Here is a 26,372-nt window from a genome sequence, read left to right as displayed (position 1 = left end):
TTCAGGCAGCTCCTTCCAGGGCGCGGCCGGTGGTGCCGCGGTACTGCTCCCAGGTCCAGCCGAGTTGGCGGCGTGCCATGACACCGACCGCGTGGCGGCGGTACGTGGCGGTGCCGCGCACGTCGTCGATGGGGTTGCAGGCCGCCGAGGCGAGAGACGCGAACTGCCTGGCGATCGACGGGGTGATGATCTTCCCGCTCTCCCAGAAGCCGCCCTCGTCCAGCGCCGCGTTCAGAAACGCTTCCGCGTCGCGGGCGCGCACGGGGGTCGGGGCGGCGGATCCGATGCCGGTCCGTACGGTACGGGTCCCGGGGTGCAGGGCGAGCCCGAAGGCGCAGACCGCGATGACCATCGCGTTGCGGGTACCCACCTTCGAGAACTGCTGGGGGCCGTCCGCCTTCTTGATGTGCACGGTCTTGATCAGCTCGTCGGGGGCGAGTGCGTTGCGCTTCACCCCGGTGTAGAACGCGTCGATCGGGATGCGGCGGGCGCCCCGTACCGACTCGACCTCGACCTCGGCGCCCGCGGCCAGCAGGGCCGGATGCGCGTCGCCGGCCGGAGACGCGGTGCCGAGGTTGCCCCCGACGCCGCCGCGGTTGCGGATCTGCGGCGAGGCGACGGTGTGCGAGGCGAGCGCGAGGCCCGGCAGCGGCCCTCTGAGGTGCTCCATGATGTCGGTGTACGGGACGGAGGCGCCCAGCTGGACGCTCTCCTCACCGACGCTCCACTCGCGCAGAACGGCGATGCGGTTCAGGTCCAGCAGGTACTCGGGCCGCCGGTGGTCGAAGTTGATCTCGACCATGATGTCCGTGCCGCCCGCGATGGGCGCGGCCGTGGGGTGCTCGGCCTTGGCCGCGAGCGCGTCCTCCCAGCTGGCAGGGCGAAGGAAGTCCATGAGTGGCTCTCTTCTTGATCATTCTCTGGGTCCGGGGGACGGCCGGCCCGGCTTCTCTCACAAGTACACAAGGCGCACTCCGGCTGGTGCAGTAACCGAAACCATGAAGGAATTGGCTGGTCGCCCCCTGAGTCTTGTAGATTCGAACGAATGACGGGGTGCGGTAACCGTAAGGTTTTCCTCCTGAAACATAAGTACCCACAGGAGACGCTCGCCGATCAGAATCGAGTGCCTTCCGGGCAGGATCGGGCACTCCTCTGACAGGGTCGATCAAGGCTGGGCGGTACCGGTCTCGGCCGAGCGGTACCGGTGCCCGGCAGGGAGGGGCCTGACGGGACCCAGCGACGACCCGGTGACGACCCGGCGGGACCGGCGGGACCGACCAACAACGAGAAAGATCGGCGGCGACGAGATGCGGCTGCGCGCACTGCTGGACACCGATGCGCTGGGCCTGCGGCTGCTCGGCGGCGAGGACGAGCTGAACCGGACCGTCCGCGGGGTGATGACCACCGATCTGCGGGACCCGAGCCGCTATCTGTCGGGCGGTGAGCTGGTCCTCACCGGACTCGCTTGGCGGCGCTCCGGAGAGGATTCCGAACCGTTCGTCCGCATCCTCGCGAACGCCGGAGTCGCCGGGATCGCCGCGGGCGAGGCGGAGCTGGGGCCTGTCCCGGAGGATCTGATCGTGGCCTGTGAGTACCACCGGCTGCCGCTCTTCGCGGTCACCGAGGATGTGGCGTTCGCGACGATCACCGAGCACGTGGTCCGCAAGGTCTCCGGGGAGCGGGCCGGAGACCTTGCGGCGGTCGTCGACCGGCACCGCAGGCTGATGACCTCGGGCCCGGCGGGCGGCGGCCCCGACGCCGTACTGGATCTCCTCGGCTCCGACCTCGACCTGCGGGCCTGGGTGCTCTCCCCCGTCGGCCGGCAGATCGCGGGGGCCGGCGAGCCACTGCCCGCCGCGAGGGCCGCCGCGCTGGCCGGTGAGCATCTGGCGGCGACCCGCGCCGGCCGCCGGAGTCCGTACCAGGTGACCGTCGAGGGGACGGCGTACTCCCTCTTTCCCGTCCCCGGGCGCGAGTTGCCCGGTCCCGGGCGCGACGCGGCGCCCCACGCATCCCGGGATGTGCGCGAGACCGTGCTGTCCGACTGGCTGCTCGCGGTCGAGGCGGACGCGGGCGACTGGCCGACGGCCCGGCTCGACCTGCTCCACGGGGTGACGCAGCTGATCGCGGTGGAACGCGACCGCCGCGACGCGGCCCGTACGGTACGGCGCCGGCTCGCCCAGGAAGTCCTGGAACTGGTCCAGGCCGGCGCGGTCCCCGCCGAGATCGCCGGACGCCTCCGGGTGGCGGCCCCGGTGCTGCTGCCCGGACTGAGCACGGCACCGTACTGGCAGGTCGTGGTGGCCCAGGTGGACTGGGCGGACGGCGGAACGGGCGGGGCGGCGGTCGAGGGCGGCCCGGTGGCCCAGTCGCTGCTGGAGGAGATCCTGGTCGACCCGGCGACAGGGGGGACGGACACCTCGGACCGGATCGCGGTGGCGCACATGGGCGACGAGGCGATCGCGCTGGTGCCACTGCCCATGACAGCGTCGGCCTCGGGGGCGGCGTCGCACGAGAGCGGGGGCGAAGGTGTTGGGGGCGGCATCGGTGTGGGAGCCGGGAAACCGGGGGACATCTCCGCGACGGACTCGGGCCTGCACGCGGACGCGCTCCTGGCCGCCGTACGCGAACCTCTGTCGTCGGGCCTCGCGGACGACGGACGGCTGACGTTGGGTGTGAGCGCTGCGGTCGCGTCGGCCGAGGGATTGCGCGGCGCCCTGGAGGAGGCCCGCCACGCCCGCCGTGTGGCGGCGGCCCGTCCGGGCCGTGTCTGCGCGGCGGGCCACCACGAACTGGCCTCGCACGTACTGCTGCTGCCGTTCGTCCCCGACGACGTACGCCGGGCCTTCACCGCACGTCTGCTGGACCCCCTGCGGGACTACGACCGCCGTCACCGTGCCGAGCTGATCCCGACTCTGGAGTCCTTCCTCGAATGCGACGGCTCATGGACGCGGTGCGCGGCCCGGCTGCATCTGCATGTCAACACGCTGCGGTACCGGGTGGGCAGGATCGAGCAGTTGACAGGCCGTGACCTGTCCCGCCTGGAAGACAAGCTGGACTTCTTCCTGGCGCTACGGATGCGCTGAGGCCGCGGCCCAAGCCGTCGTCAAACCGCACTCAGCCGAAGGCCAACTCAACCGGCCTCAAGTGTCTTCAACCGGCCTCAACCGGCCTGAGCTGTCCTCCACCGCCGCCGATGTCCGCCGCCTTCACAAAGCGGGCGCCTTCGCCGGTGACTCCCCCGGGCGAGCCACGGAGGATCCAATAACCGTTCTCGCCACCGGACTTGTCGTAGTCCAGGTGTCCGACGACGAGGTCGTCGAAGCCATCTCGGTCGAGGTCGACGAGCTGGGTGTCCCGGCCGAAGTTGTCGTGACCAACGGTGTCATGGCCCGAAGCGTGTGGCGGCCGTAGCGACGCGCGGCTGAACGGGCCGGATCCCTGCGCCTCCGGCCCTTCCGGGCCGCCGAGGTAGACGGTGACGGCGCCGCCGGGACGTGGCCCGCCCCGGTCGGCGGCGACGAGGTCCTCGCGGCCGTCGCCGTTCACATCGCCGACCGGCCGGACGCCGAGGTCGTCGGGGAGCTTCGAGGGCTTGCGGCGGGCGTCGGCCAAGCCCTCGCGCCCGCCGAAGTAGACATACGCACCGGCCACCAGGTCGTCGCGCCCGTCGCCGTCGAAGTCCCCGCTCGTACCGATCCGGGTCGGGAAGCCTTTCAGCTCACCGACCCGGGTGAGGCCTTCGTCCGTGCCCCGGTAGAACTCCGTATGGTCGGCCGCCGGCTTCTCGTCCGCCTCGCCGTCCGGGTCGGGGTCGCCCTTCACTCCGGTGACCACCAGGTCGTCCTTGCCGTCACCGTCGAAGTCGCCCGTCCTGATCTCGCGCTTCTGGACCAGGCCGCCGACGGACAGATCGACACGTGAGGTGTCACGCGGCCTGCCGTCGTGGGTGAACGGGCCGCGCAGCAGCGTCGCGCACTGGTTCTGCGCGGAGTCGTCGGCGACGGCACGTACGGTGGGCTCGGCCAGCAGGTCGGGACTGCCGTCGCCGTCGAAGTCGGCGGTCAGTTCCAACGGCGGTGTACTGGCGGCAAGTTCGGCCGTACCGTCCGTACCCTTGGGGCCGCCCCAGACGATCCGGGCCCGGTCGGCGGGGAGCTTGGGGTCGGCGGGGATCAGAATGTCGGCGAAGCCGTCGGCGTTCAAGTCGGCCCGCAGTTGTCCGCCCGCGTCGCGCCCGACCGGATCGTCGGTGCTCGACGGCGGACCAAGGTCGGGGTAACGCCGGGTGAGGGAGAGGCCCTTGGCCGGGTCGACCCCATTGGCGGAGCCGAAGGCGATCGCCCGGTTGTGCTGCCAGCCCCCGCCGGAGGCCGGCCGGTACCAGCCGTCGGCGGACAGATCCGGATAGCCGTCACCGTTGATGTCGTCGGTGTTCTGCGCCTCGTACATCGATGCCGTGCCGGCGGGATCGGTGCCGGTCGAGTCCGTACCGGTGGGATCCGTACCGGCGGGATCGGTGCCGGTCGGACCTGCGGCCGTCGGGGCCGTGGTCCCCAGGTCGGTGTCCGTCGGCTCCGTAGCCGACGGATCCGTGGCCGTCGGATCCGTGGCCGTCGGCACCTTGCGCGCCGGCGTCCCGGGCCCCGTGGATTCCGGCGCGTCGGGAAGCGATCGGCAGTCACTCGGCGGCGTGGCCGCGTCGTGCTCGTCCCGGCCCGAACAGCCTGTAGCGAGCACGGCCACCGAGGTGAGACCAGCGAGGACGACGAGGTGGTGACGGCGTTTCATCAGCCCATCGGATCATACCGACCGGAGCCCGCCCCAACCCTGGCGAAAACCCCGCACTCCCTCAACGCACCCCGACACTCTCCCGACCTACCCCGTGGCGAGACCCTGACCTGACTCCGGCCCACGCCCCCGGCCGGGATCACGAGCCGTCCGCCCGTTACAGCCCGCCGGACGGACGGCGCTCCGTGTCACCGCGTGCCATGCCGACCGAAGTTGACCGCCGTTGACCGGCGTCACTCGATACGGTCATAGGGAGATCCAACTCCCGACGGAGATCGGGCCCCGCATCGCCGCCACCGACCGCCCCACTCCGGTCACCGCAGGTGACAGCCCTCCCGTCGGTCCCGGCTGCCCCTCTCGGCAGTCCCGAACCCCGCTACCACCGGCATCGCAGGGCCACCCCCGCCGCCAAGTGATTGTGAAAACTTTCACCTAGCCTATTGGCCCGGCGTGCCCATCCGTGCTGAGATGCGTCCACACTCACAGCACAATGGGGCGCTCGGGAGGGCAATGTGGCGCATACCGCCATGTCTGGTACCGGAACCAATGTCGGTGACGACCCTCTCCAGACCGCGGTATGGCGGCTGCGCTCGCGCGGCTGTTGGACCGACGCGGCAGCCCTGCTCGCACCTCACGCCATGAGTCCCCCGAACACCGTGAGCGCCTCGAACACCGCGAGTGCCCCGAACACCGTGAGTACCTCGAACACCTCTACCGCCACCGGAACGACCCCGGCCCTGGCCCTGCAACGCGCCGCGCTGCTCGTCGAGCGCTGCCTGTTCACCGGCGACGGCTGGCCCGAAGCGGAGGATGCCCTGCGGGCGGCGGAGGCCGCCGCCCGCGAAGACCACGAACGTGGTGCCGCCGCCTGCGAGCGCGGCCATCTCGCCTACGCCTCGACGGTCCTCGGCGTACGCGACCGGGCGGACGAGGCACGTGCCGCCCTGGGCCGGGCGGCGGCCCTGCTCGATCCGACAGCCCCCGGCCGCGCGCTCCTCGACTTCCGTCGCGGACTCATCGCGGAACATCTCTCCGACTCCCCACAGTCGGCCCGCGCGGCATACCGCCGGGCCCACGCCGCCGCCACGGCGGCCGGCGAGACGCTGCTGCTCTCCTTCACCTGGCGCCATCTGGCCGGATTAGCCCTGCGCGAGGGAGAGTTGGCGGAGGCACGACACGGCTTCGGCGAATCTCTGCGTATCCGTGAGGAGCTGGGCTACCTCGTCGGTACGGCCCCGGCCCTCGCCGCCCTCGCGGACGCCGAACCGGAGCCGGAGGCGGGACGGCTGCGCGCCGAAGCCGGGCGGCTGTTCCGGCTGCTGGGCGGCGTACCGACCTGGCTGGCCGACCAGCTCACCCCACCGGCGCCCGTCGCCTGATCGCGAGGGGCCGGCCCCTCGCACGTCCGTCGCGCGGGTTTACCCCCGCGACGGACGCGGAAAATCCCCACCAGCCCCCTCGGCGGTACGCCTTGTGCTACGAGGCGTCGCGAAAGCCCCGCCGGGCCCACGACGCCCACCCGCGCCACAAGTCCGCACGGGCTCCCCACAACCCCGACACGAACCCGTCACGACTTCGCCTCTGGCATGTGACGGACGATGGAACAAAAGGTGCATACCTCCGAACCGACGGCAAGTCACCCGACCCGGAGCCCCCTCAGGCGGGCCGGAAACAGTCGCCAACAACCCCAAAAGGGAAGTGGCGCTGAATTGCCGTCAGATGCCAGAAAAGAACCGTAACCTCACGGATGGCACACCACCGCCTGATGATAAGATCGCCAGGCTTGCCAAGCGGTGCCGAACCCGCTATGGCATAAAGGGAAACCAGCGCATCGGCCCAGAATTCCGCCAGCCCCGGGGGAGAACTTTGCCATTAGCCGAGCCTTTCAAGGCAGCCCGGCGGGCGAGCATGCGCGACCATCCCGTATGTCTGTGAATGAATGCCCGTGAACGAGTGGCATTTGTGACGGCGAGCACGCTCGAACGTACTCTCCAGACATTCAGCACCCGGTGGCCCAGTCGCCCGAAGAGAGCCTTATGACGCAATACTTCCAGGATCCAGCACTTTGGGGTCTCATCGCCGCTGGTACTCCTGTCGCCGCTACCGCGATCATTCGCGGCAGAAAGTCGATTGCCGAGCTACGTAGGGAGAAACAGGAGCTCAGGGCTCACTACACCAACCTGGAAGAGCATTACGCCGAGGCCGTGGAAGAGGCCAAGGAAAGAGCGGAAGAGGACACCAAAACCGCTCTGAAGTCGGCGATGCGTACGCTCCAGGGGCTCGCCAGTGAGCAGCAGCTCGCCATTTCCAAGCTCCAGGACAAGTACGGAGAACTCCAGGTTCTCCAGGACCTCCTCGACATCGACCACATGAATTCGCAGTTCGCGCGTCGCGCCCAGTCCATCGCGGTGCTCTGCGACGGCTGGCTCGGCCGGCAGCGAACTGCCGCTTCGCTGTATGACGTGGTGCGCAGCGCGAAGGGCCGCATCCGGCACTTCACGCGTGTCGAGATCCGGGCCCAGAGTAATTTCGCCATCGTCAGCCGGGCCGTCGAGCCGGTCGCGCTCACGCTCGCCGAACTGCTGGACAATGCAACCAGTTATTCGGCGCCGGAGACGGTGATCGAGATCAATATCCGGCCCGTGCCCAAGGGTGTCTGCATCATCGTCGATGATGCCGGTGTCGGCATGAACGAGGAAGAAAAGGCCAGGGCCGCGAAGCTGCTGTCGAGCGAACGCTCGCCCGGTGTCTCGGGGCTCGGCAATCCGCCACAGTTCGGGTTCACCGTGATCGGTGTGCTCGCCGCCCGCTACGGCTTCAACGTCTCCGTGGATTCCACTTCCCCCTACGGTGGCGTGCGCGCGGTCGTGCTTCTGCCCGAGGAGCTCCTGACGTCCATGCCTACGCCCGAGCCCACGCCCGAACCCAGGCCCGAGCCCGAGGAGATCCCCACCGCGGCGGCGTCCTCCCCGATGCCGCCCGAAGAGGCTCCGACGACTCCCTCGACCACCTTCGGCGGTCTGCCGAAACGCCGTCGACGCGGCGCGATCTCGATCGTGCCGACAGCGGACAGCACGGAGGCACCGGCTCGCTCCAGCGAGCAGGCCGCGTCCGTCATGGGCGCGTTCCAGCGAGGAACGCAATCGGGCCGCCGTTCCACCAACAGCGAAGGGCATGAGACTCAGTGAACTACGACCTGTCCTGGATGCTTGACAGCGCCCTTGAAGTGCCGGAAGCGCGACATGCGATCCTCGTTTCCGCCGATGGTCTTCTCATGGCCCGCTCGAAGGATGTCGGCAAGGACCACGCCGATACCGTGGCCGCCGCGATGAGTGGCATGCAGTCGTTGAGTCGTACGGTGGCCGAATTCTGCGGCGTGCCGCCGAACAACCGGCCGCAGTGGCGCCAGACGTTGGTGGAGTTCGACCACGGCTGGGCCTTCCTCATATCCGCCGGCGAAGGTGCCTATCTCGCGGTTTCGGCGACACCCGATGTCGACATGGCCGAGATCACCTTCCGTATGCAGCAGCTCGTCGGACAGCTTGGCAAGGCCCTGACCAGTCCTCCTCGCGAGATTGCGGACACCAAGGCATGACATCACCAGATGAGTCCGATCCGGAGCGGCGACTGATTGACGGGACAGAGCCTGAAGCAGCTCCGTTAGTGCGTCCGTACGTCATCACCAACGGCAGAATCCTGCTGGATGACAACGAGTTCTCACTGATCACGCTGGTCACGGTGTCCGACAGCGCCCCCAGGGCGGGACAACTCGATCCCGAGAAGCAGAGCGTTCTGGAGCTGTGTTCGGGAGGCTATCTCGCGGTCGCCGAGATTGCCGGACACACCGAATTGCCCGTCGGCGTCGTCAAAATCTTGTTGTCCGATCTCACGGCGGAGGGGTATCTCCACACGCGCGCCCCCATACCTCCCGCGAAGCTTGTCGACAGACAAATACTCGAGGAGGTGCTGAGTGGCCTTCAAGCCCGCTTTGGATGACGGTGTCTACCTGCGCGATTCCGTGCAGACCGCCGCGAAGATCCTGGTGGTCGGGCATTTCGCCGTGGGGAAGACGACGTTCATCGGAACCATGTCCGAGATCCCGCCGCTGCGTACCGAAGAGGTGATGACGCGGGCCGGAGAAGGCATCGACGACCTCAAGGGCACCACCGGCAAGACCACGACGACGGTCGCCATGGACTTCGGCCGTCTCACCCTGAGCGAGAAGCTGGTCCTGTATCTGTTCGGAACACCCGGACAGCAGCGCTTCGTTCAGGTTTGGGAGGACATGACCCGGGGCGCGCTCGGAGCCTTGGTGCTCGTCGATCCGAACCGCCTCCAGGAGTCTTTCCCGGTGATGGACCTCGTCGAACACTACGGAATCCCGTACGCGATTGCCGTCAACAGGTTCGACACCACATCGGGGCACTCGGACGAGGAGATCAGGGAAGCTCTCGACCTGCTCCCCGAGACACCTCTGGTCACCTGCGACGCCCGCGACCAGCGATCCTCGGCGAACGCGCTGATCGATCTCGTCCGCTACCTCCAGTCACGCCTCAACTAGGAGTTCGACACATGCAATCCCCTGCGGAATTCCCGTCACCGCCACCGGGTTGCCCGGCGCACAACAGCGGCAAGGGAATCCCCGTGTACACGCCGGAGTTCGCCAAGAACCCGGACGCCTACTACGAGTACATGCGGCACTTCGGTCCCGCCGCGCCCGTCGAACTGGCCCCCGGCGTGGACGCGTCTCTCGTCACGGACTACGCGGCGGCGCTCCATGTGCTCCAGAACCCTGACACCTTCGTCCGGGACGCTCGGCGCTGGCGTGGGCTCAACGAAGGCCGGGTGCCGCTGGACAGCCCGATCGTTCCCATGATGGCGTACCGCCCGAACTGCCTCTTCGCGGACGGCGCGGAACACCTGAGGGTGCGTCGGGCGGTGACGGAGTCCCTGGCCAAGATCGACACGCACCGGGTGACCCGGCATGTCGACCGCGTCTCGCGTTATCTCATCAGCCAGTTCACCAGCCGTGGCCAGGTCGATCTGGTCGCGGACTACGCGCAGCTGGTGCCGCTGCTGGTCTTCAACGAACTCTTCGGCTGCCCGGCGGAGATCGGTGACCGGCTGGTCTTCGGTATCTCCAGCCTCATGGACGGCGTCGACGCGGCGAAGGCCAACCAGCTGGTGACGGAGACTCTGCTGGATCTGGTGCAGCGCAAGCGCGCCCAGCCCGGGGACGACATCACGTCCTGGCTGATGCAGCATCCGGCGGGGTTGACCGACGAGGAGATGATCCATCAGCTGATCACTCTGATCGGCGCCGGCACCGAGCCCACCCAGAACGTGATCGCCAGCTCTCTGCTGTTGCTGCTGTCGGACGAGAAGTACGCGGGCGACCAGCACGGCGGCGCGGGTCTGCTGGTCGAGGACGCCATCAACGACGTGCTCTGGAACAGCCCGCCGATAGCCAACTACGCCGTTCACTACCCGGTGTACGACGTGGACCTGTCGGGAAGCAAGCTGGATGCCGGAGACCCCGTGCTCATCAGCTTCGCCGCGGCCAACACCGATCCGAGTCTGTCCACGAGCCGTCAGACACTCAGCAAGCGTGCCCATCTGGCCTGGGGTGCGGGTCCGCACGCGTGCCCGGCCAAGGACCCCGCGATGCTCATCTCCGTACTGGCCATCGAAAAGCTCCTCAACAAGCTTCCGGACATTGAACTCGGCGTGCCCGCGGAGAGTTTGACCTGGCGCCCCGGACCCATTCACCGGGCGCTCAACGCTCTCCCTGCCCGATTCACTCCGGTACGCAGCGAAACCGGTAAATCTCCCAGTTATGGCGGGCTGTCGCGTCCGACCCCGGCCGCACCGGCGCCGGAGGAGCGGTCGAAGTCGCAGAAGAATAGCTTCTGGAGTGGCTTCCTCACCTGGTTCAAGGGGTGACCTTCACTACAGCGGCGGGTGACTGACCGTTGCATGGGCGTTACTCTAAAGGGGTAGAAAGGCTGAGCGAATCGTACACGCTCTCCTTTTGAAGGACTCCCTGTGAATCCCTCCCCGACCGCCTCTCCCGTCGACCGACGCACCGTGATCTCTCTCTTTTCCCGACTGCGCACGAGGGAGGGGCAGTCGCGCCACCTGCCGCTCTACGCAGAGCTGAGAAATCTGGGCGATGTCATCGCGGCGCCCTGGGGCGGACACCTCGTGACCTCGTACAACCTGTGCGATCAGATACTCCGGAGCAGACAGTGGAAAGCCCTCGACAGCCAGTGGCGGGAAAAGCAGGGCAATCACGACCGCTGGAACACACCGGCCTCACAACAGGCCGCGAAAACGCTCCCCATGCTGAATCCGCCGCACCACACGAAGATGCGGCAGTCACTCGGGAATCCCTTCGACCGGAAATCTCTGGGTAGCATCAAGCGATCCATCGGCGAGTCCGTCGACCAGCTGCTCGACGGACTCGCCGAAGAATTGCGGCAAGGGGAAGCCGACTTCAGTTCGCTGATATCCGAGCAGCTGCCCGTGATATCGATAGGGCGATGGCTCGGGCTCCCCTCCTCCGATTACCGGTTGCTGAACTCACTCGTCAACGATCAGGTACTCACACAGGAATTGTTCCCCTCCCCCAGCCAACTCGCTCTCGCGGACGCCGCGACCCGGCAACTACAGGATTACTTCACCGAGTTGGTACGAGAGCGCCGCAAGGCACCGGGGAGCGACCCGGTCTCCACCTGGATCAGGACGTGGGACACGCTGGAGCCGGACCGGGAACTGGCCGACGCGGCGGTCCACTCCCTGGCGTTCTTCGTCCTTGAGGCCGCGCTGGAAACCACGACACACATGCTGAACAGCGCGACGTACCTGCTGTTGAAGCACCCCAGGCAGCTGGAGCTCCTGCGCGCCCGACCCGAGCACATACCCGACGCGGTCGACGAGGCCCTGCGCTACGATCCGCCGATCCACCTGTTCAGCCGGACGGCGCCGGAAGACGTCACGCTGGCCGGCACTCGGATCCGCGAGGGCGACATGGTGCAACTCATGGTCGGCGCGGCCCATCACGACCCCCGGAAGTACACCGACCCCGAAGTCTTCGACGTCCGCCGCAAGGCACCGAACCTCGGCTTCGGCAGCGGGATTCACTACTGCCTCGGAGCCCCGCTGGCACGACTGGAAGCGACGTCACTCCTGACGGCGTTGCTGGCACGTATGCCGGGACTGCGCCTCGGCTCCTCCCCCTCATGGGCGCCACAGGTGACATTCCGGCGCCTCACCAGATTGATGGTGACGGTGAGCTGACAGCGAGCCAACACACCGTGTCGATTCGTTCCCGCATGCCCTCTCGCGCCCCTTGGGGCTCACACGAAACAAGGACAGCATGTTTGATGACCTCAAGGCTCTTCATGTCGTACACGAAGGCCCCGTACTGAAGGTGCGGCTCAACAGTCCGGAGACCGGTAACGCAATATCCGGACTTCTTCTTGATGAACTCTTGGCCGTTCTTGGCGCATTGGACGAGCATCCCGACATTCGTGTACTGATCCTCTCCGCGGCGGGCGACGACTTCTGCCTCGGCGCGGACCGCAGAGAGTTTCCCTCCCTCCTGGCCGAGTACCCCAACGGCGCCGGCCTGCGCGCGGCCGGCAACAAGGCGCGCCGGATGTGCGATCTGATGGCGACCACCGGAGTGGTCACCATCGCGCGGCTGCACGGCAGCGTGGTGGGGGCCGGGCTGGGGCTCGCGGTGCTCTGCGATCTGCGGGTGGGTGCGGACAACTGCCGCTTCCGGCTGCCGGAACTGGGCCTCGGGATCCCGCCGGCCTGGGGCGGGATCATGCCGCGGATGTTCCACGAGACCGGGGCCGCCCGGATCCGGGAACTGATCCTGACCGCCGACAACTTCGATGCCGAGAAGGCCGCGGAGCTGACCATCCTGCACAAGGCCGTCCCCGAGGACGAGCTGGACAAGACGGTCGCACGCTGGACGAAGCCGCTGCTCCGCCGGTCTCCGTCGGCCCTGCGTACGGCGAAGGCCATGCTGAACGCCTATGCGGGCGCCCACCGGCTGGCCGACGGCACGCTGTTCGACACGGAAATCCTGACCAGCGCCGTCGCCACCGCCGAGGCGGCCGCCGCGGCCCGCTGAGCCGACGCCCCGCAGCACACGTCCCGCACCACGCACCCGTACCGAACGCTCGGCGCCCGCACCACGCGCTCAGCGCCCTCGGCACACCGGGACGGCCATCCCGTTCAGTCGGCAGCGCCCGTGAAGTGCTCCCGTATCAAGGACTGCACCACCGGCAGATCCCGTGCCATCAGTGCGTCCAGCAGCGCCGAGTGTTCCGCCGCGTCGGCGACCAGGTCGGCGCGGCGGGTGGCCGGAGCGCTGACCAGCGGCCACTGGGAACGGCGGTGCAAGTCGTCGGCCACCATGACCAGTTGCTGGTTTCCGGAGAGGGAGAGCAGCGCGCGGTGGAAGGCGCGGTCGCTCTCGACGTACGCGGCACGGTCCCCGACGGCCGCCGCCCTGGCCGTCGCCTCCGCCAACGGGGACAGCTCCGCCCACCGGTCGGCCGGTACGGTACGGGCCAGCCGCAGCATCACGGGCACCTCGATCAGCGCCCGCACCTCGGCCAGTTCGGCGAGTTCGCGCGCACTGCGCTCGGTGACGCGGAATCCCCGGTTGGGGACGACCTCGACCGCACCTTCCAGGGTCAGCTGGTGCATGGCCTCGCGTACCGGGGTGGCGGAGACGCCGAAGCGCTCCCCCAGCATGGGGGCCGAGTAGACCTCGCCGGGGACAAGGTCACCGCTGATGAGCGCCTCGCGCAGGGCGTCGAGGATCTGACCGCGTACGGAGTGACGCCGTACCGGCCGGGGCGGGGACGGGGGCGTCGTGGGGGGCGGGGTCGTCGGGGGCGGCGGCGCGGTCGGGGACGGGACGCCGTCGATGCCCCTGCCAGCGGAGTAACCGCCGCTGACGTACTCACCGCCGGTGTACTCACCGCCGCTGTCCTCACTGTGCGTGTGCTCACCACGTGCCCGCTCCGGCGTCCGCTCCGAGCCGACGTCACCGGGCCGGGCCGTCGTCGTCGGCTGTTCCGGCACCCAGCCCGCCCCCGGCCGCACAGAACCGGCCTGCACAGAACCAGGCGGCACGGAACCGAGCGCCGGTACGGACGAGGCCGCCATGGCCGCCCCGGATACGTTCGGCCGCGGCGCCGCGGTTCCCCGCACTCTGCGCTGCTCCACTCGGGTCCACCCCGCCCATCAGGTCCTGTCCGTCGGCTCGCGGAAGCCGGGATTCACAGGTGCACGATAGGCCGACCGGGCCGCAGTTCAAACATCGTTCAGATCGGGTAAGGTAAGGCTTACCTGCAAACGATCCCGATTCGGTGGTCCCCTGCATGACCGTCCCCGCCCTGCTGCCCGGCCTTCTCGCCTCTCCCGTGACGGATGCGTACGCGCGTCTGACCGAGGTGTTTCCCGCGCTGCGCGTCGACCAGCTCACCGACAGTGAGCGGCCCCCGCACGGCGGCGGCTGGGTGAGCGCGGCGGAGCTCGCCGCCGGCGGCCCCGCCCTCGACGCGTTCCTCGCCTGGGACGAGGCGCAGGTGCTGCGGGACTACGGACAGCGGGCCCGTCCCGACGTTATCGCCAGCTTCGCGCTCCACCGTTACGCCTGGCCGGCCTGCCTGCTGGTCACCGTGCCCTGGTTCCTGCACCGCCGGGTCCCGCGCATCCCCGTCGAGGATGTCTCCTTCCAGCGCGCACTGGGCCGCATGACCGTCCGGATACGTGAATTCGCCTGCCTGCCGGACGACCCCGCGGCGTCACTGCCCGGCGCCCGGGTCGTCGCGGACGAGGAGGCCCTGCGCGGCGAGGTGCGGACGGCCGTCGCCGAACACCTCGGGCCGGTCCTCGAAGGCTTCGCCCCGCGCATGCGACGCGGCCGACGGGCGCTGTGGGGCATGGCGACCGACGAGATCGTCGAGGGGCTCTGGTACCTCGGCCACCTGCTGGGCGAGGAGCGGACCGCGATGGCGGAGCTGGAGCGGCTGCTGCCCGGCACGACCAAGCCATACGTCGGCGGGGCGGGTTTCCGCGAACTGACGGGGCCGAACGGCGAATCGCTGCCCACCCGTGACCGGGCCAGCTGCTGTCTCTTCTACACACTGCGCCCCGAGGACACCTGCGTCACCTGCCCCCGTACGGAAGACGCCGACCGCGTCCGGAAGCTGAGCGCGAGCGTCTGACTGGTCGAGTGCGAGCATCTGACTGCCCGTCACCCGTGTCATCCACGCCCCCCGCAGGGGTGATATTAATCGAACATGACAGCAGCTTGCCGCACGGCAGTGCTAACAAAACACGCTAATCTACGGGCCTCACCGCCTCGTTGGTGTTCTCTTGTCCCGAAACCCCCTGAGGGGTACCGCGCTTCCGCCAAACTGGCGCCCGAAACGCCCTACTGCGATGCAAGGAACACCGCATGCTACTGACCGACATATCGCTGAACTGGCTGCTCCCCCTCGGCGTGCTGATCGTCGGAATCCTGGTGGCCGCTGCGGTGATCGCCCGCGGCAAGCGCGCCGGTGACAAGGCCGCGACCGAGGACTCCTGGGAACGCAGTGAGGAGCGCCGCCGGCGCAAGGAGGCCATCTACGGCTCCGCCTCCTACGCGCTCCTCTTCTGCTGTGCGGCGGTCGCCGCCGCACTCTCCTTCCACGGCCTCGTGGGCTTCGGCCAGGAGAACCTCAACCTGAGCGGCGGCTGGGAGTACCTCGTCCCGTTCGGGCTCGACGGCGCGGCGATGTTCTGCTCGGTGCTCGCGGTGCGCGAGGCCAGCCACGGTGACGCGGCCCTCGGCTCGCGCCTGCTGGTGTGGACGTTCGCCGGTGCTGCCGCCTGGTTCAACTGGGTGCACGCGCCCCGGGGGTTGGGCCACGACGGCGCTCCGCAGTTCTTCGCGGGCATGTCGCTCTCGGCCGCGGTGCTGTTCGACCGCGCGCTGAAGCAGACCCGCCGGGCGGCGCTGCGTGAGCAGGGGCTCGTCCCCCGTCCGCTGCCGCAGATCCGGATCGTACGGTGGCTCCGCGCGCCCCGCGAGACCTTCGCCGCCTGGTCGCTGATGCTCCTCGAGAACGTGCGGACGCTGGACGAGGCGGTCGACGAGGTGCGCGAGGACCGGCGTCAGAAGGAGCAGACCCGGCACCGCAGGCGGGAGCAGGAGAAGCTGGACCGCGCGCAGATCAAGGCGCTCAACCGACAGCACCGGGTCGCGTGGGGCCGGGGGCGTGGCGGCGGCCGACAGGTGCCGCTGCCCGCGGTGGCGGGCGGTTCTCCGGCCGCCGTCGAGGCCGCCGCGGAGCCTGCCATAGCTGAAAAGCCGCAGCTGCCTCACCGGTCGCGGCTTTCGCTTCAGCCCGCGGGCGCTCCCGAGGCACGCATGGTGGACCTGACGGCGGAGGACGACACCCAGGCGCTTCCCAGGCTCGACTCCCTGGAGCGCAAGCTCTCGGATCTTGAGCGGCAGTACGGCTGACCTTCAGTACGGCTGCCTCTTCCAATAGCGGAGAGCACCAGCGGAAAGCACCAAGGGCGTGATGCCCAGGACCGGCGTGACGGACGACCGTCGCGCCGGTCCGCCGTTGTGTCCCGTCCCTGGCCGCTTCGTCCCCGTTCCGTAAAACCCTCTTACTCCGCAAGCCCCTTACGCCGCCTCGCCGTTCAGCTCGAACCACACCACTTTGCCCAGCGGCCGGGTCCGTATCCCCCAGTCGTCCGCGAGGCTCCGCACCAACGCCAGCCCCCTGCCATGCGTGGAGTCGTCGGCAACCGGCCTGACAGGGCCGGTTCGCGCGGACAGCGCGGTCAGCACGGCCACTTCGGGCAGTCCGGCGACGAAGTCCCGTACCTCCACCCGCAGTCGTGAGTCCGCGACCGTCGCCGTGACCACGGCGCCGCTCTTCGTGTGAACCAGCGCATTGGTGACCAGCTCACTCACCAACAGCTCGGCCACGTCGGCGGAATCGCGCTCCTTCCAGTGCCGCAGCATCTCCCGCAAGGCATGCCGCACTTCCGGAACGGCCGCGAGATCGGCGCCGCCCACTCTGCGCCGTAACCCGGTCCCCATCGTCACGTCTGTCCCCCCGCTTGTGCCGGTGACTGCCCCTGCCCTCGAACACCTACACCGGATGCATTCCCCTCCCCCGGAAACGCCACTCATGGCGTTCGTCACCCCGTCGTCACCTCATCGCCACGGGAGGCGGATGCGCGGGGCCCGCCCGGGGAAGTGAGGGAGGGCGAACGCCTATCGCCCGACGACCGACCGACCCACCGAGTCGGCCGAACCGAGGAGCCTCGATGCATGACGACCGCACTCAGGTGGAAGGGCGCCTGGAGCGCGCGCTGCGCCAGTTCATCCGCCCGGCGCAGTACGCGGACCGGGAGCCGCTCACCCTCGCCGTGTGGCACACGCCGGGCGAACCGGTGCCGGTGGAGCAGGCGCTCCAGGGCGCGTACGAGCCGTTCACGACCGGTACGGAATGGGGCGCGCCCTGGTCCACCAGCTGGTTCCGGCTGGAGGGTGTGGTCCCCGACGGGTGGGCCGGACGCCGGGTCGAGGCCGTCATCGACCCCGGATTCACCGGTACGGGCCCCGGCTTCCAGGCCGAGGGACTGGTATACGACTCCGTGGGCGTCCCTCTCAAGGGCATCCATCCGCGCAACCGGTACATCCCCGTCGCCGCACCCGCGGCCGGCGGCGAGTCCGTCCGTCTGCTGCTGGAGGCCGCCGCCAACCCCGCCGTACCGCAGGGCGGGACGCCGACGCTGCTCGGCGACGTACTGACCGCGCCGGACCGCCCGATCTACCGCTTCGCGTCCGCCGAACTGGCCGTCCTGGACAAGGAGGTCTGGCATCTGGTCCTGGACATCGAGGTCCTGTCGCAGCTGATGTACGAGCTGCCCACGGACCGCTCGCGGCGCCACGAGATCCTGCGCGCCCTGGAGAACATGCTGGACGCGCTCGATCTGCACGATGTGGCGGGCACGGCGACCGCCGCCCGCAGCGAGCTCGCCGACGCGCTGTCCCGTCCCGCGTCCCCGAGCGCGCACCGGATCTCGGCGACGGGGCACGCCCATATCGACTCGGCCTGGCTGTGGCCGCTGCGCGAGACCGTACGGAAGGCGTCCCGGACCTTCGCCAATGTGACGGCGCTCGCGGCCGACTACCCGGAGCTGGTCTTCGCCTGCTCGCAGGCACAGCAGTACGCGTGGGTGCGCGACAACCAGCCGCACATCTGGGAACGCATCAAGAAGGCGGTGGCGGACGGCACGTGGGCCCCGGTGGGTTCGATGTGGGTGGAGTCGGACGCCAACATGCCCGGCGGCGAGGCGCTGGCCAGGCAGATCACGCACGGCAAGCGCTTCTTCCAGGAGGAGCTGGGCGTGGACACCGAGGAGATCTGGCTGCCGGACTCCTTCGGATACACGGCGGCCTTCCCGCAGTTGGCGAAGCTCGCCGGAGTGAAATGGTTCCTCACCCAGAAGCTCTCCTGGAACCAGTCCAACAAGATGCCGCACCACACGTTCTGGTGGGAGGGCATCGACGGCTCCCGGGTCTTCACCCACTTCCCGCCGGTCGACACGTACAACTCCGAGCTGCACGCCACCGAACTCGCCCACGCGGAACGGAACTTCGCCGAGAAGGGGCGGGCGTCCCGGTCGCTGGTGCCGTTCGGCTGGGGCGACGGCGGCGGGGGTCCCACCCGGGAGATGCTGGAGCGGGCACGGCGCCTGAAGTCGCTCGAAGGCTCTCCCCGGGTCGAAGTCGAGCGGCCCTCGGCCTTCTTCGCGGCGGCCCAGGAGGAGTACGGGGCACAGGCCCCGGTCTGGTCGGGCGAGATGTATCTGGAGCTGCACCGGGCGACGTACACCACGCAGGCGAAGACCAAGCAGGGCAACCGGCGCAGCGAACACCTCCTGCGGGAGGCCGAGTTGTGGGCGACGGCGGCGGCGCTGCACTCGTCCTCGTACAGCTATCCGTACGAGGACCTGGACCGGATCTGGAAGACGGTGCTGCTGCACCAGTTCCACGACATCCTGCCCGGCTCGTCGATCGCCTGGGTGCACCGCGAGGCCCGTGCGACGTACGAGGTGGTACGGGAGGAACTGGAGGCCGTCGTCGCGGACGCGCTGGCGGTGCTGGGCCCTGTCGGGGGCGGTAACGCGGTGGGGAGCGGTAACGCCGTGGGAGTGTGGAACGCGGCCCCCTACCCGCGCCGCGATGTCGTCACCGCTCGTGCCTCGGACGTGGCGGAGACCGTCGGGACACAGCCGCTGGCCGACGGCCGGGTGCTGGCTCCCGCGCTGGTACGGGCGTTGGCGCCGGGTACGTTCACTTCGCTCGCGCCGTCCCCCGTGTCGGCCGCGTCGTCTGCCTCGGAGGGCGGAGCCTTCACGCTGCGCAACCAGTTGCTGGAGGTCGTCGTCGACGCGGACGGGCTGCTGTCCTCCGTACGCGACCTCGGCGCCGGTGGCCGTGAGGTGCTGGCGCCCGGCAGCCGGGGCAATCTGCTGCAACTGCATCCCGATCACCCCAATCAGTGGGACGCCTGGGACATCGACCGGCACTACCGGCGTCGGCACACCGATCTCACCGCCGCCGACTCCGTCGAGCTGATCGAGACGGGGCCGCTGCGGGCGGCGGTGCGGGTGGTGCGTACGTTCGGGGCGTCGCGGATCACGCAGGAGATCCGGCTCACCGCCGACAGCCGCCGTATCGATGTGGTGAACGAGGTCGACTGGCAGGAGTCGGAGAAGGTCCTCAAGGCCGCGTTCCCGCTCGACGTACACGCCGAACGGTCCACCGCCGAGATCCAGTTCGGGCATGTGCACCGGGCCACGCACGACAACACCGGCTGGGACGCGGCCCGGTTCGAGATCTGCGCGCACCGCTGGCTGCGGGTCGCCGAGCCCGGCTACGGGGTCGCGGTGCTCAACGACTCGACGTACGGGCACGATGTGACCCGGCTGCCACACTCGGAGGGGCTCGGCACGACCGTACGGCTGACGCTGCTGCGCGCCCCGCACAGCCCGGACCCGGAGACCGACCTGGGCACGCACCGGTTCAGCTACGCGCTGCTGCCCGGCGCCACGGCGGAGGAGGCGGTACAGGAGGGCCTGGCGCTCAACATGCCGCTGCGTGTGGCGCCCGCGCCCGAACAGCTGCCGCTGGTCACCGTCGACTGTCCGGCCGTCACCGTGGAGTCGGTCAAGCTCGCGGACGACCGCAGTGGGGATGTCGTCGTACGGCTCTACGAGTCGGGCGGCGGCCGGGCCGATGCCACGCTGCGGGTCGGGTTCCCGGTGACCGGCGCTCAGGTGACGGACCTGCTGGAACGGCCGCTGCACGACGCGGAGACGGGCGAGGAGGGACTGCGGTTGCGGCTGCGGCCGTTCCAGATCCTGACGCTGCGGCTCACGCCGGCGTAGGGGGGCGCCGTCCGGCGGGGCGGCGCGGTGCGGTTTGTGGTGGGTGCGTGGGCCGGCGCCTCCGGAGGCGCATGTCCGGACTGCATGATTTACGGCGCGTGCGGGCTTGTTTTCGAGTGCGGGCCGGTGTGCGCCACAAATCACGCTTTACGTCCGGACACGTCACCTCCTGCGACCCCGTCCCCCTCCCGCCGGTCCCTCGTCTGCGGGCCGTCGGGAGCCGAGTTGGTCTTCGCCCCGGGCTGGTGGGGGTGAAGTGGTACGCCCGTCCTGCCCGAGGGCCGTGCACCCTCCGGCGACCAACAGACCGGGGCAGGGGTCCGCGCGCCCAGGGTCAACGGGGTGGCGCACGGAGTCTTTTACGGATGGACCGGCCGGCCGCTTCGCGGGTGAGCAAGATTCGTCCCGCGGTGCTGAGGACAACTGCACGTGGGCCAGGCGGCCCTGAAGCGCCGAATAGGTCCTCAGAACACGACCCTCGACCATTCTGGCCCCGGGCCAGTACGGGTCCTGTAAGAGCCAGTTACACCCTTACCAGATCACGATTAAGCTGTCCCATGTCGGTGCTCCTTCGAAGCGCTTCGGTCAGGTCCCGGGCCATTCGCGCGGCGCTGTGACGCTTGCATCACCTATGGAAACAACCGGCGACCGACCGCAACAGTCGACCGCTGTTGACTACGCCGGACGGAGAACAGTCAACTCCTGACGGGGGGAGAAAATATGGACAGCTTCGGAAGCCGTGTGCGATCGGCGCTGTCCGAGCGCGGACTTAGCTTGCGTGCCGCCTCACGTGCCATGCATTACGACGTCTCGTATCTCTCCCGTGTGGTGAAAGGTCAGCAGTCGCCCTCGTTGAAGATGGCTCACGCGCTCGACGAACTCTTGTGCACCGGTGGGGAATTCGCCGCGCTTCCGGGCCCTCCATCGTCGTCCAGCGACATCATCGAAACGGCTCGGGCGCTGGCTGCCCCACTGCTGGCGCACGACAACCGATTCGGCGGAGATCACGTCGCGTCCGCAGCCGTCCAGCTCTGGAAAGCCGAAGCACGGACGATGAACGGTGAGCACAAGGAGCAGCTGTCTGCCGTGTCAGAGCTGGCGGAGGTTGCCGGCTGGATCCTCTTCGACGCCAATCGTCAGACCGAGGCACGACAGGCACTCACAGAGGCTCACCTGTTCGCTCGGCTGGCGGGGGACAACCCGCTGGAGTGGTTCATTCTCGATTTGATGGCCATGCACGGCATTCAGACGGGAAGGGTGGGCGAGTCGCTCCACATCTCTGACGAGCTTCTGACGGTCTCACGGATCCCCGGCCGGGTCGCACTCATGTCCCACGTACGCAGAGCGCTAGGACTGGCTCAAGCGGGCGACAGGACTCGCGCACTGGAGGCTGTAGAGCGTGCGTCGGGCGGACTTCAGGACTCGGTGGGAGATCGTGACCCGCAATGGACATGGTGGATCGACGAGGGGGAAGTGTCCCGGCATCATGGAGAGGTCTACATGTCTCTGGGTGATCCGCAGTCCGCCCTTCCCCATCTTCACCGTGCTACCGAACTTGAAAGGACTGGCGGTCGACGAGAGCTCGGGCATGCTTGCGCTGAATTGGAAGCGCTGGCGACCATCGGCGCCTGGCGTGATTGCGAAGTCGTGATCACAGAGCGGCTTCCGCGACTTCAGCACGTTACATCGTCCCGGATTCGGGCGCGTCTGAAGGCTGTTGTCCGGACCCTTGACCGTAACGCTCCGACGTGGCTGTCAGATGTCGCTCACGACGTCGCCTGACACGTCCGCGATACCTGACCCGTCCGCGATACCTGACCCGTCCGCGATTCTCGACCTTCCTCCGCCGCGGAACGAAAATTCAGGGCGCCGGAACGCCGTGGTGCGGCACCGAGGTTCACAGTGCCTGAACGCTCCGGCTTCTGTCGTCCGGCGGCGAGTGAGCCGAAGGGGCGCGCCGCTGTCGTAAGGGAGAGCGCGCGCAGGTTTGTGAGGTACGAGCAAACCGAGCACGGTCGACCGTCGACAGTGGCTTGCAGCGCCCCGGAGGCGAACCGAGCCCCACAAAGTCACGGCCGGGGTACGTTCCGCAGGTTGGAGCGGGCCAGTTGGACCATGCGGCCCACCCCGCCGTCCAGGACGATCTTGCTGGCCGAGAGGGCGAAGCCCGTCACCATGTCCGCGCTGATCTTCGGCGGGATGGAGAGCGCGTTCGGGTCGGTGACGACGTCCACCAGGGCGGGGCCCTTGTGCTTGAAGGCGTCCTTGAGCGCGCCCGTGAGCTGCCTGGGCTTCTCCACCCGTACTCCGTAGGCACCCGCGGCGCGGGCGATCGCCGCGAAGTCGGGGTTGTGGTTGGCCGTGCCGTACGACGGCAGTCCGGCCACCATCATCTCCAACTCGACCATGTCCAGGGAGGAGTTGTTGAAGAGGACGATCTTCACCGGCAGGTCGTGCTGGACGAGGGTGAGGAAGTCGCCCATCAGCATGGAGAATCCGCCGTCCCCGGACATCGAGATGACCTGACGGTTCCGGTCGACGAACTGCGCGCCGATGGCCTGGGGAAGTGCGTTGGCCATCGAGCCGTGGCTGAACGATCCGATGACACGCCGGCGCCCGTTCGGGGTGAGATAGCGGGCCGCCCAGACGTTGCACATGCCGGTGTCGACGGTGAACACGGCGTCGTCGTCGGCGAGTTCGTCCATGACGGAGGCGACGTACTCGGGGTGGATCGGTGTGTGTTTCTCGACCTTGCGGGTGTACGCCTTGACCACGCCCTCCAGCGCGTCGGCGTGTTTCTTGAGCATCTTGTCGAGGAAGCGGCGGTCCGTCTTGGCACGCACCCTCGGGGTCAGGGAGGATGCCCCCACGACGCCCTGTACGGGCGCCTGACGGCCTGCCAGGAGTGCCGACTCCGCAGCCTCATTTCAAAGCCCCAGACCCGTACAGACCGCGACGCCCAGCACCTGTACGGTCTTCTGATCGTCCCGGAGGGGATCACCCCCCTGGGTAGGGCGCTAGTTGATCTTCGCGGTGAAGCCGACGCGAGGCTCCCGACGATCATCGTCGGCGTGCTCGCCCTTGATCACCAAGCGGCTGGGGATGAGCGTGATCGTCACCGTAGTGATCTTGTCGTTGCCTCGCGTTCCGATGTCGATCTTCGGCGTCTTCGCGAGCCGATAACATCAACTCCGTTGATCGTCACGCGAGTCACAACGACTCCGTTCTCTCCGGTGTCGTTGCTCTCCTCCAGCACTACGTCAGCACCGCTCATGCCTCGCCCTCCATGGCCACCAGTAGGTGCCCGTACGTGCGGGCATGTACGTCACATTGCCTCATGCGTGCGTCGACAAGGCAGGCACACCACAACACCTCACCACGCAGTCAGACCCCAGCGTGCCTGTGCCCTACCCATCAGTCCTCCAGTGCGGGGCGTGTAGGACGAGGGCGGTGCACACTGACCCGCGTGAGGGTCGCTGCTGCGCCTCCCTCGCTGCTGCTCTTGTGTGTGGTGCCAGCCGCACAGAAGCTGTAGGTTCTCGTCCCTGCGGTCGTCTCCGGGCCGTATGTGGTCCACGTCAGTACCAGGCTCGCACCTGTGGCCGTCGCTGTAGCGGGCCGTACAGACGCCTCCGTCACGCCGGATGATGCGCCGTCGGATACGTGGCCAGTCCTTCGGCAGGCGTTGCCGGCGCGTGCTTCCTTCCCACGCCATTCCGCCACCTCCTACGGGGCCCGTGTCGTACGCTGAAGCGCTCGTGGCCAGGGGAGGCCACTGGATTCCAGGGGGGATCATGAAGACGTCGTTCGTGCGAAGAGCTGCCTTGCTCGTGGCGCCGGCAATCGCCGTCAGCGCGCTCGTCACGGGGTGCATGTCCAGCGGCACCAGGGACAAGCCGGAGGCTGCTGAAGCGGCCGTGGAGTCACCTGCGGACCCGGTCGCCGAGGAGTCAGCAGAACCGTCTGAGTCCGCCTCCGACGGTCCGTCGCTGACGGTCGGTGAGAGCGGCTCGTACGACGTCGTGGAAACGGACGAGTACGGCGAGAACCCTGCCGTGACGACGAAGATGCAAGTCACGGTCAAGAGCGCGAAGTACGTCTCTCCGTCGGAGATCGATACGACCAACGAGCCGACGCTGGGCCAATACGTCGTCCTCACGCTGACGATCAAGAACGTCGGGCCGAAGCCCGGTGAGTTCGCCGGCTACGGCGTGATCACGTGGGAGGACGGCGACACGGCCGCACAGGACGCGACCACGCTGGAAGGCGTCGGGGACAGCCCGGAGCTGGATACGACGTACAAGCCTGGGCAGTCCGTCACGGGCTCGCTGGTGCTGGACGTCGGCGCCAAGGGCGGGACGCTCAGCTACGAAGAGGGCACGTTCACCGTGGAGCTTCCGACGTCGTGACGTTGCTCAGCCCCGCTCACGGGATCGCTCCTCCGTGGCGGGTCTGTCTGTGGTCTGAGTAGCAGGATTCGAACCTGCGGCCCTCCGCTCCCAAAGCGGATGCGCTACCAAGCTGCGCCATACTCCGGGGAACTGGAATCCCTTGCGCATCGAGGTCGTCAACACCTAAGCTGCCATGGCGAGTTCCACGTCCGATAGGAGCCCAAGTGCCGCGTCTGTGGCAACGGTAGGGGCAACAGCCCCCGCCGTCATCTCTAAGCGGATACCTCGATGAGGTATGCCCGCTTTGAGATTCTGACGCGACGACACTTTTCGGAGGCTCCACCAGTGACGACCACTTCGGCCCAGCCCACTGCTACGCGCAGGGGGCTGGAGGTCACCACCGTCTTTTTCTCTTCCACGACTGCGGCTCTCACCGCGGGCATCGTGGCGTCCCTCTGCCATGCACCGGCGCTTGCAGCCGTCGGCGCAGGAGGCGTGACGTTCGGCGTCGCGTTCGGCATCGGCATCAAGGTCTTCGAGTACCTCAACAACGACAACTAGCTTGATGGGGCAGTCTGTAGCGGGCTGCCCCATCACCCTGCCCTCCACCCGGCATCGAACCGGTCTTCCTGGCGTGCCAGGCTGCGGACTCCCTTCCACGTGGAGGTGCTGTCCGGGTCCCGCCGTCGGACAGCCTGCGGCCCGATCATGCGTCGGTACCGCTACTTCGGCCGCGCGCTAGCTAGTCGCAGCACGGGATGGCCCTCTGCACAGACGGGAGGAATCGAACCTCCGTGGGCGGTTTTGGAGACCGCTGCTCTACCACTGAGCTACGTCCGTCCGGCCCCGGGGACGTGGTATCGACGTCAAGCCGACCATAACCAGCGGTCCACCGGGACTCTCCCGCGCATCTCCGTGCCGACCCTCGATGAGATCCGGCGCACGGTTCATAGTGCGGGGTTGGGCGCCACGCGTCGCAGTGGGTGTCACCCCGCTGCGCCCTCTGCCGCGGGACAAGGGTCGATGACGAATCGTCCGTCCGCGCACAGCAAGCGATCCCAGGAGGACTCGAACCTCCGACATCCGCATCCGTAGTACGGCGCTCTATCCGGACTGAGCTACGGGATCATCCCCGCTTCCGCCCCTGGACGTCCACGGAGTCTGCCGTGCGGAGCGAGTGAGGAGCCGCGCCATTCGCCGGCGTCCGTCGCACTCGCTCCGCAAGTTTCAAAGTCGGTACTTCTCCAGGTACCGGATCGCGGCCATCAGACGGGCCACGTCGTCGTTGAACATCCCCACTCCGCTGTTGCACCGACCGCAGAGCAGACCGCGGACACACCGTCCGCAACTCGTCTTTCCGGGGCAGCACTCGTGGTCGTGGTCGACGGCCAGCGAGCGTTCACCGGACGGGAGCTGAGCGCATACCGCGCAGACTCCGTGCTGACTCGTCAGCAGATCCTCGAACGTCGCCGCGCTGATCCGGAATTTCGACCATCTGTGCCCCTTGCCCCCTCGTGGCGACTCGGGGGGCTCCGGACGCCGGCCAGCCGCACGCCAGGACGTCAGGTACGCCGCAGCAGCGCCGAGCCTGGCTCGGCCCCCCCCGTTATGTTTTTCGCGGTCCTGCAATGGGGCCGCTGGCCTCCGGGCCCGGTATGACTGTGTCCCCTCTGTCGAAGGCATGACCTGGGGGGT

At 68.4% G+C, this 26,372-nt stretch carries 20 protein-coding genes, 3 tRNA genes and 1 pseudogene; 15 read left to right on the top strand and 9 right to left on the bottom strand.

Annotated features, from left to right (window positions below):
• Position 1: 1 nt before the first annotated feature.
• On the bottom strand, positions 2 to 895 hold the full coding sequence (locus ACIQD6_RS05115; protein ID WP_401878223.1) for an FAD binding domain-containing protein: 894 nt from the start codon (positions 893 to 895) through the stop codon (positions 2 to 4).
• Between the two features lie 412 nt (positions 896 to 1,307).
• Between ACIQD6_RS05115 and ACIQD6_RS05110 the strand changes: the two genes are divergently transcribed.
• The gene (locus ACIQD6_RS05110; protein WP_401878220.1) at positions 1,308 to 3,086 is read left to right on the top strand and encodes a PucR family transcriptional regulator; all 1,779 of its coding nucleotides are present in this window, start codon (positions 1,308 to 1,310) and stop codon (positions 3,084 to 3,086) included.
• A gap of 67 nt (positions 3,087 to 3,153) precedes the next feature.
• Here ACIQD6_RS05110 and ACIQD6_RS05105 read toward each other — a convergent pair whose 3' ends face one another.
• Positions 3,154 to 4,791, bottom strand: a complete 1,638-nt coding sequence (locus tag ACIQD6_RS05105; protein ID WP_401878218.1) for a hypothetical protein — start codon at positions 4,789 to 4,791, stop codon at positions 3,154 to 3,156.
• A 512-nt stretch (positions 4,792 to 5,303) separates the two neighbouring features.
• Here ACIQD6_RS05105 and ACIQD6_RS05100 point away from each other — a divergent pair.
• The 8 genes from ACIQD6_RS05100 to ACIQD6_RS05065 all read left to right on the top strand — a co-directional run bounded on the left by ACIQD6_RS05100 (position 5,304) and on the right by ACIQD6_RS05065 (position 12,937).
• Positions 5,304 to 6,170: a hypothetical protein gene (locus ACIQD6_RS05100; RefSeq protein ID WP_401878216.1), complete on the top strand. Its 867-nt coding sequence runs from the start codon at positions 5,304 to 5,306 to the stop codon at positions 6,168 to 6,170.
• A 657-nt stretch (positions 6,171 to 6,827) separates the two neighbouring features.
• Positions 6,828 to 7,979: an ATP-binding protein gene (locus tag ACIQD6_RS05095; RefSeq protein WP_401878213.1), complete on the top strand. Its 1,152-nt coding sequence runs from the start codon at positions 6,828 to 6,830 to the stop codon at positions 7,977 to 7,979.
• Positions 7,976 to 8,386 (top strand): roadblock/LC7 domain-containing protein, encoded by a 411-nt coding sequence (locus ACIQD6_RS05090; RefSeq protein ID WP_401878210.1) that lies wholly within the window; start codon positions 7,976 to 7,978, stop codon positions 8,384 to 8,386. The genes ACIQD6_RS05095 and ACIQD6_RS05090 overlap by 4 nt, the downstream gene beginning before the upstream one ends.
• Positions 8,383 to 8,787: a DUF742 domain-containing protein gene (locus ACIQD6_RS05085; RefSeq protein ID WP_401878208.1), complete on the top strand. Its 405-nt coding sequence runs from the start codon at positions 8,383 to 8,385 to the stop codon at positions 8,785 to 8,787. Before ACIQD6_RS05090 ends, ACIQD6_RS05085 begins: the two co-directional genes overlap by 4 nt.
• Complete coding sequence (locus tag ACIQD6_RS05080) at positions 8,762 to 9,352, top strand: GTP-binding protein (protein ID WP_401878205.1); 591 nt, start codon at positions 8,762 to 8,764, stop codon at positions 9,350 to 9,352. The genes ACIQD6_RS05085 and ACIQD6_RS05080 overlap by 26 nt, the downstream gene beginning before the upstream one ends.
• Before the next feature lie 11 nt (positions 9,353 to 9,363).
• On the top strand, positions 9,364 to 10,734 hold the full coding sequence (locus ACIQD6_RS05075; protein ID WP_401878202.1) for a cytochrome P450: 1,371 nt from the start codon (positions 9,364 to 9,366) through the stop codon (positions 10,732 to 10,734).
• 144 nt (positions 10,735 to 10,878) lie between these two features.
• Positions 10,879 to 12,090: a cytochrome P450 gene (locus tag ACIQD6_RS05070; protein ID WP_401878199.1), complete on the top strand. Its 1,212-nt coding sequence runs from the start codon at positions 10,879 to 10,881 to the stop codon at positions 12,088 to 12,090.
• A gap of 79 nt (positions 12,091 to 12,169) precedes the next feature.
• The gene (locus tag ACIQD6_RS05065) at positions 12,170 to 12,937 is read left to right on the top strand and encodes an enoyl-CoA hydratase/isomerase family protein (protein ID WP_401878197.1); all 768 of its coding nucleotides are present in this window, start codon (positions 12,170 to 12,172) and stop codon (positions 12,935 to 12,937) included.
• 104 nt (positions 12,938 to 13,041) lie between these two features.
• On the opposite strand, the gene ACIQD6_RS05060 is transcribed toward ACIQD6_RS05065, so the two are convergent.
• Positions 13,042 to 13,935 carry a GntR family transcriptional regulator gene (locus ACIQD6_RS05060; protein ID WP_401879489.1) on the bottom strand — a complete coding sequence of 298 codons (894 nt, stop codon included), beginning with the start codon at positions 13,933 to 13,935 and terminating at the stop codon, positions 13,042 to 13,044.
• Positions 13,936 to 14,198: 263 nt separating this feature from the next.
• On the opposite strand from ACIQD6_RS05060, the gene ACIQD6_RS05055 reads away from it, so the two are divergent.
• Together ACIQD6_RS05055 and ACIQD6_RS05050 are read left to right on the top strand one after the other, a co-directional pair.
• On the top strand, positions 14,199 to 15,047 hold the full coding sequence (locus ACIQD6_RS05055) for a (2Fe-2S)-binding protein (protein ID WP_401878194.1): 849 nt from the start codon (positions 14,199 to 14,201) through the stop codon (positions 15,045 to 15,047).
• Positions 15,048 to 15,280: 233 nt separating this feature from the next.
• Positions 15,281 to 16,333, top strand: coding sequence for a DUF2637 domain-containing protein (locus tag ACIQD6_RS05050; protein WP_401878192.1), 1,053 nt, complete (start codon positions 15,281 to 15,283; stop codon positions 16,331 to 16,333).
• 168 nt (positions 16,334 to 16,501) lie between these two features.
• On the opposite strand, the gene ACIQD6_RS05045 is transcribed toward ACIQD6_RS05050, so the two are convergent.
• The gene (locus tag ACIQD6_RS05045) at positions 16,502 to 16,924 is read right to left on the bottom strand and encodes an ATP-binding protein (protein WP_401879486.1); all 423 of its coding nucleotides are present in this window, start codon (positions 16,922 to 16,924) and stop codon (positions 16,502 to 16,504) included.
• 230 nt (positions 16,925 to 17,154) lie between these two features.
• On the opposite strand from ACIQD6_RS05045, the gene ACIQD6_RS05040 reads away from it, so the two are divergent.
• Positions 17,155 to 20,286 carry an alpha-mannosidase gene (locus tag ACIQD6_RS05040; RefSeq protein ID WP_401878189.1) on the top strand — a complete coding sequence of 1,044 codons (3,132 nt, stop codon included), beginning with the start codon at positions 17,155 to 17,157 and terminating at the stop codon, positions 20,284 to 20,286.
• Between the two features lie 720 nt (positions 20,287 to 21,006).
• Positions 21,007 to 22,068, top strand: a complete 1,062-nt coding sequence (locus tag ACIQD6_RS05035; protein WP_401878187.1) for a helix-turn-helix domain-containing protein — start codon at positions 21,007 to 21,009, stop codon at positions 22,066 to 22,068.
• A 287-nt stretch (positions 22,069 to 22,355) separates the two neighbouring features.
• On the opposite strand, the pseudogene ACIQD6_RS05030 reads toward ACIQD6_RS05035, so the two are convergent.
• A pseudogene (locus ACIQD6_RS05030) lies at positions 22,356 to 23,141 on the bottom strand (thiamine pyrophosphate-dependent enzyme); the annotation flags it as partial.
• Between the two features lie 975 nt (positions 23,142 to 24,116).
• Here ACIQD6_RS05030 and ACIQD6_RS05025 point away from each other — a divergent pair.
• The gene (locus ACIQD6_RS05025) at positions 24,117 to 24,695 is read left to right on the top strand and encodes a DUF4352 domain-containing protein (protein WP_401878184.1); all 579 of its coding nucleotides are present in this window, start codon (positions 24,117 to 24,119) and stop codon (positions 24,693 to 24,695) included.
• Between the two features lie 50 nt (positions 24,696 to 24,745).
• Here ACIQD6_RS05025 and ACIQD6_RS05020 read toward each other — a convergent pair.
• Positions 24,746 to 24,822: transfer RNA gene (locus ACIQD6_RS05020), tRNA-Pro, on the bottom strand.
• A gap of 200 nt (positions 24,823 to 25,022) precedes the next feature.
• Between ACIQD6_RS05020 and ACIQD6_RS05015 the strand changes: the two genes are divergently transcribed.
• Positions 25,023 to 25,238: a hypothetical protein gene (locus tag ACIQD6_RS05015; protein WP_401878182.1), complete on the top strand. Its 216-nt coding sequence runs from the start codon at positions 25,023 to 25,025 to the stop codon at positions 25,236 to 25,238.
• 208 nt (positions 25,239 to 25,446) lie between these two features.
• Here ACIQD6_RS05015 and ACIQD6_RS05010 read toward each other — a convergent pair.
• From ACIQD6_RS05010 to ACIQD6_RS05000, 3 genes are all read right to left on the bottom strand, one after another.
• Positions 25,447 to 25,517: transfer RNA gene (locus tag ACIQD6_RS05010), tRNA-Trp, on the bottom strand.
• Between the two features lie 213 nt (positions 25,518 to 25,730).
• Positions 25,731 to 25,805: transfer RNA gene (locus ACIQD6_RS05005), tRNA-Arg, on the bottom strand.
• Between the two features lie 99 nt (positions 25,806 to 25,904).
• Entirely contained in the window at positions 25,905 to 26,360 is a 456-nt protein-coding gene (locus ACIQD6_RS05000) for an endonuclease VII domain-containing protein (protein WP_401879483.1), read from the bottom strand.
• Positions 26,361 to 26,372 lie beyond the last annotated feature (12 nt).

Origin of the sequence: Streptomyces sp. NPDC088400, from assembly GCF_044753355.1 — a bacterium.
Taxonomy (GTDB): Bacteria; Actinomycetota; Actinomycetes; order Streptomycetales; family Streptomycetaceae; genus Streptomyces.
Note: the sequence above shows the minus strand (reverse complement) of the source record. Positions and strands in the feature narration are given on the sequence as shown.

What these genes read in the sequence shown, in the direction of transcription:
- ACIQD6_RS05040 (WP_401878189.1), top strand. Translation starts at nt 17,155, where the DNA reads ATGCATGACGACCGCACTCAGGTGGAAGGGCGCCTGGAGCGCGCGCTG.
- ACIQD6_RS05115 (WP_401878223.1), bottom strand. Translation starts at nt 895, where the DNA reads ATGGACTTCCTTCGCCCTGCCAGCTGGGAGGACGCGCTCGCGGCCAAG.
- ACIQD6_RS05050 (WP_401878192.1), top strand. Translation starts at nt 15,281, where the DNA reads ATGCTACTGACCGACATATCGCTGAACTGGCTGCTCCCCCTCGGCGTG.
- ACIQD6_RS05035 (WP_401878187.1), top strand. Translation starts at nt 21,007, where the DNA reads ATGGACAGCTTCGGAAGCCGTGTGCGATCGGCGCTGTCCGAGCGCGGA.
- ACIQD6_RS05055 (WP_401878194.1), top strand. Translation starts at nt 14,199, where the DNA reads ATGACCGTCCCCGCCCTGCTGCCCGGCCTTCTCGCCTCTCCCGTGACG.
- ACIQD6_RS05110 (WP_401878220.1), top strand. Translation starts at nt 1,308, where the DNA reads ATGCGGCTGCGCGCACTGCTGGACACCGATGCGCTGGGCCTGCGGCTG.
- ACIQD6_RS05075 (WP_401878202.1), top strand. Translation starts at nt 9,364, where the DNA reads ATGCAATCCCCTGCGGAATTCCCGTCACCGCCACCGGGTTGCCCGGCG.
- ACIQD6_RS05095 (WP_401878213.1), top strand. Translation starts at nt 6,828, where the DNA reads ATGACGCAATACTTCCAGGATCCAGCACTTTGGGGTCTCATCGCCGCT.
- ACIQD6_RS05065 (WP_401878197.1), top strand. Translation starts at nt 12,170, where the DNA reads ATGTTTGATGACCTCAAGGCTCTTCATGTCGTACACGAAGGCCCCGTA.
- ACIQD6_RS05000 (WP_401879483.1), bottom strand. Translation starts at nt 26,360, where the DNA reads ATGCCTTCGACAGAGGGGACACAGTCATACCGGGCCCGGAGGCCAGCG.
- ACIQD6_RS05085 (WP_401878208.1), top strand. Translation starts at nt 8,383, where the DNA reads ATGACATCACCAGATGAGTCCGATCCGGAGCGGCGACTGATTGACGGG.
- ACIQD6_RS05045 (WP_401879486.1), bottom strand. Translation starts at nt 16,924, where the DNA reads ATGGGGACCGGGTTACGGCGCAGAGTGGGCGGCGCCGATCTCGCGGCC.
- ACIQD6_RS05105 (WP_401878218.1), bottom strand. Translation starts at nt 4,791, where the DNA reads ATGAAACGCCGTCACCACCTCGTCGTCCTCGCTGGTCTCACCTCGGTG.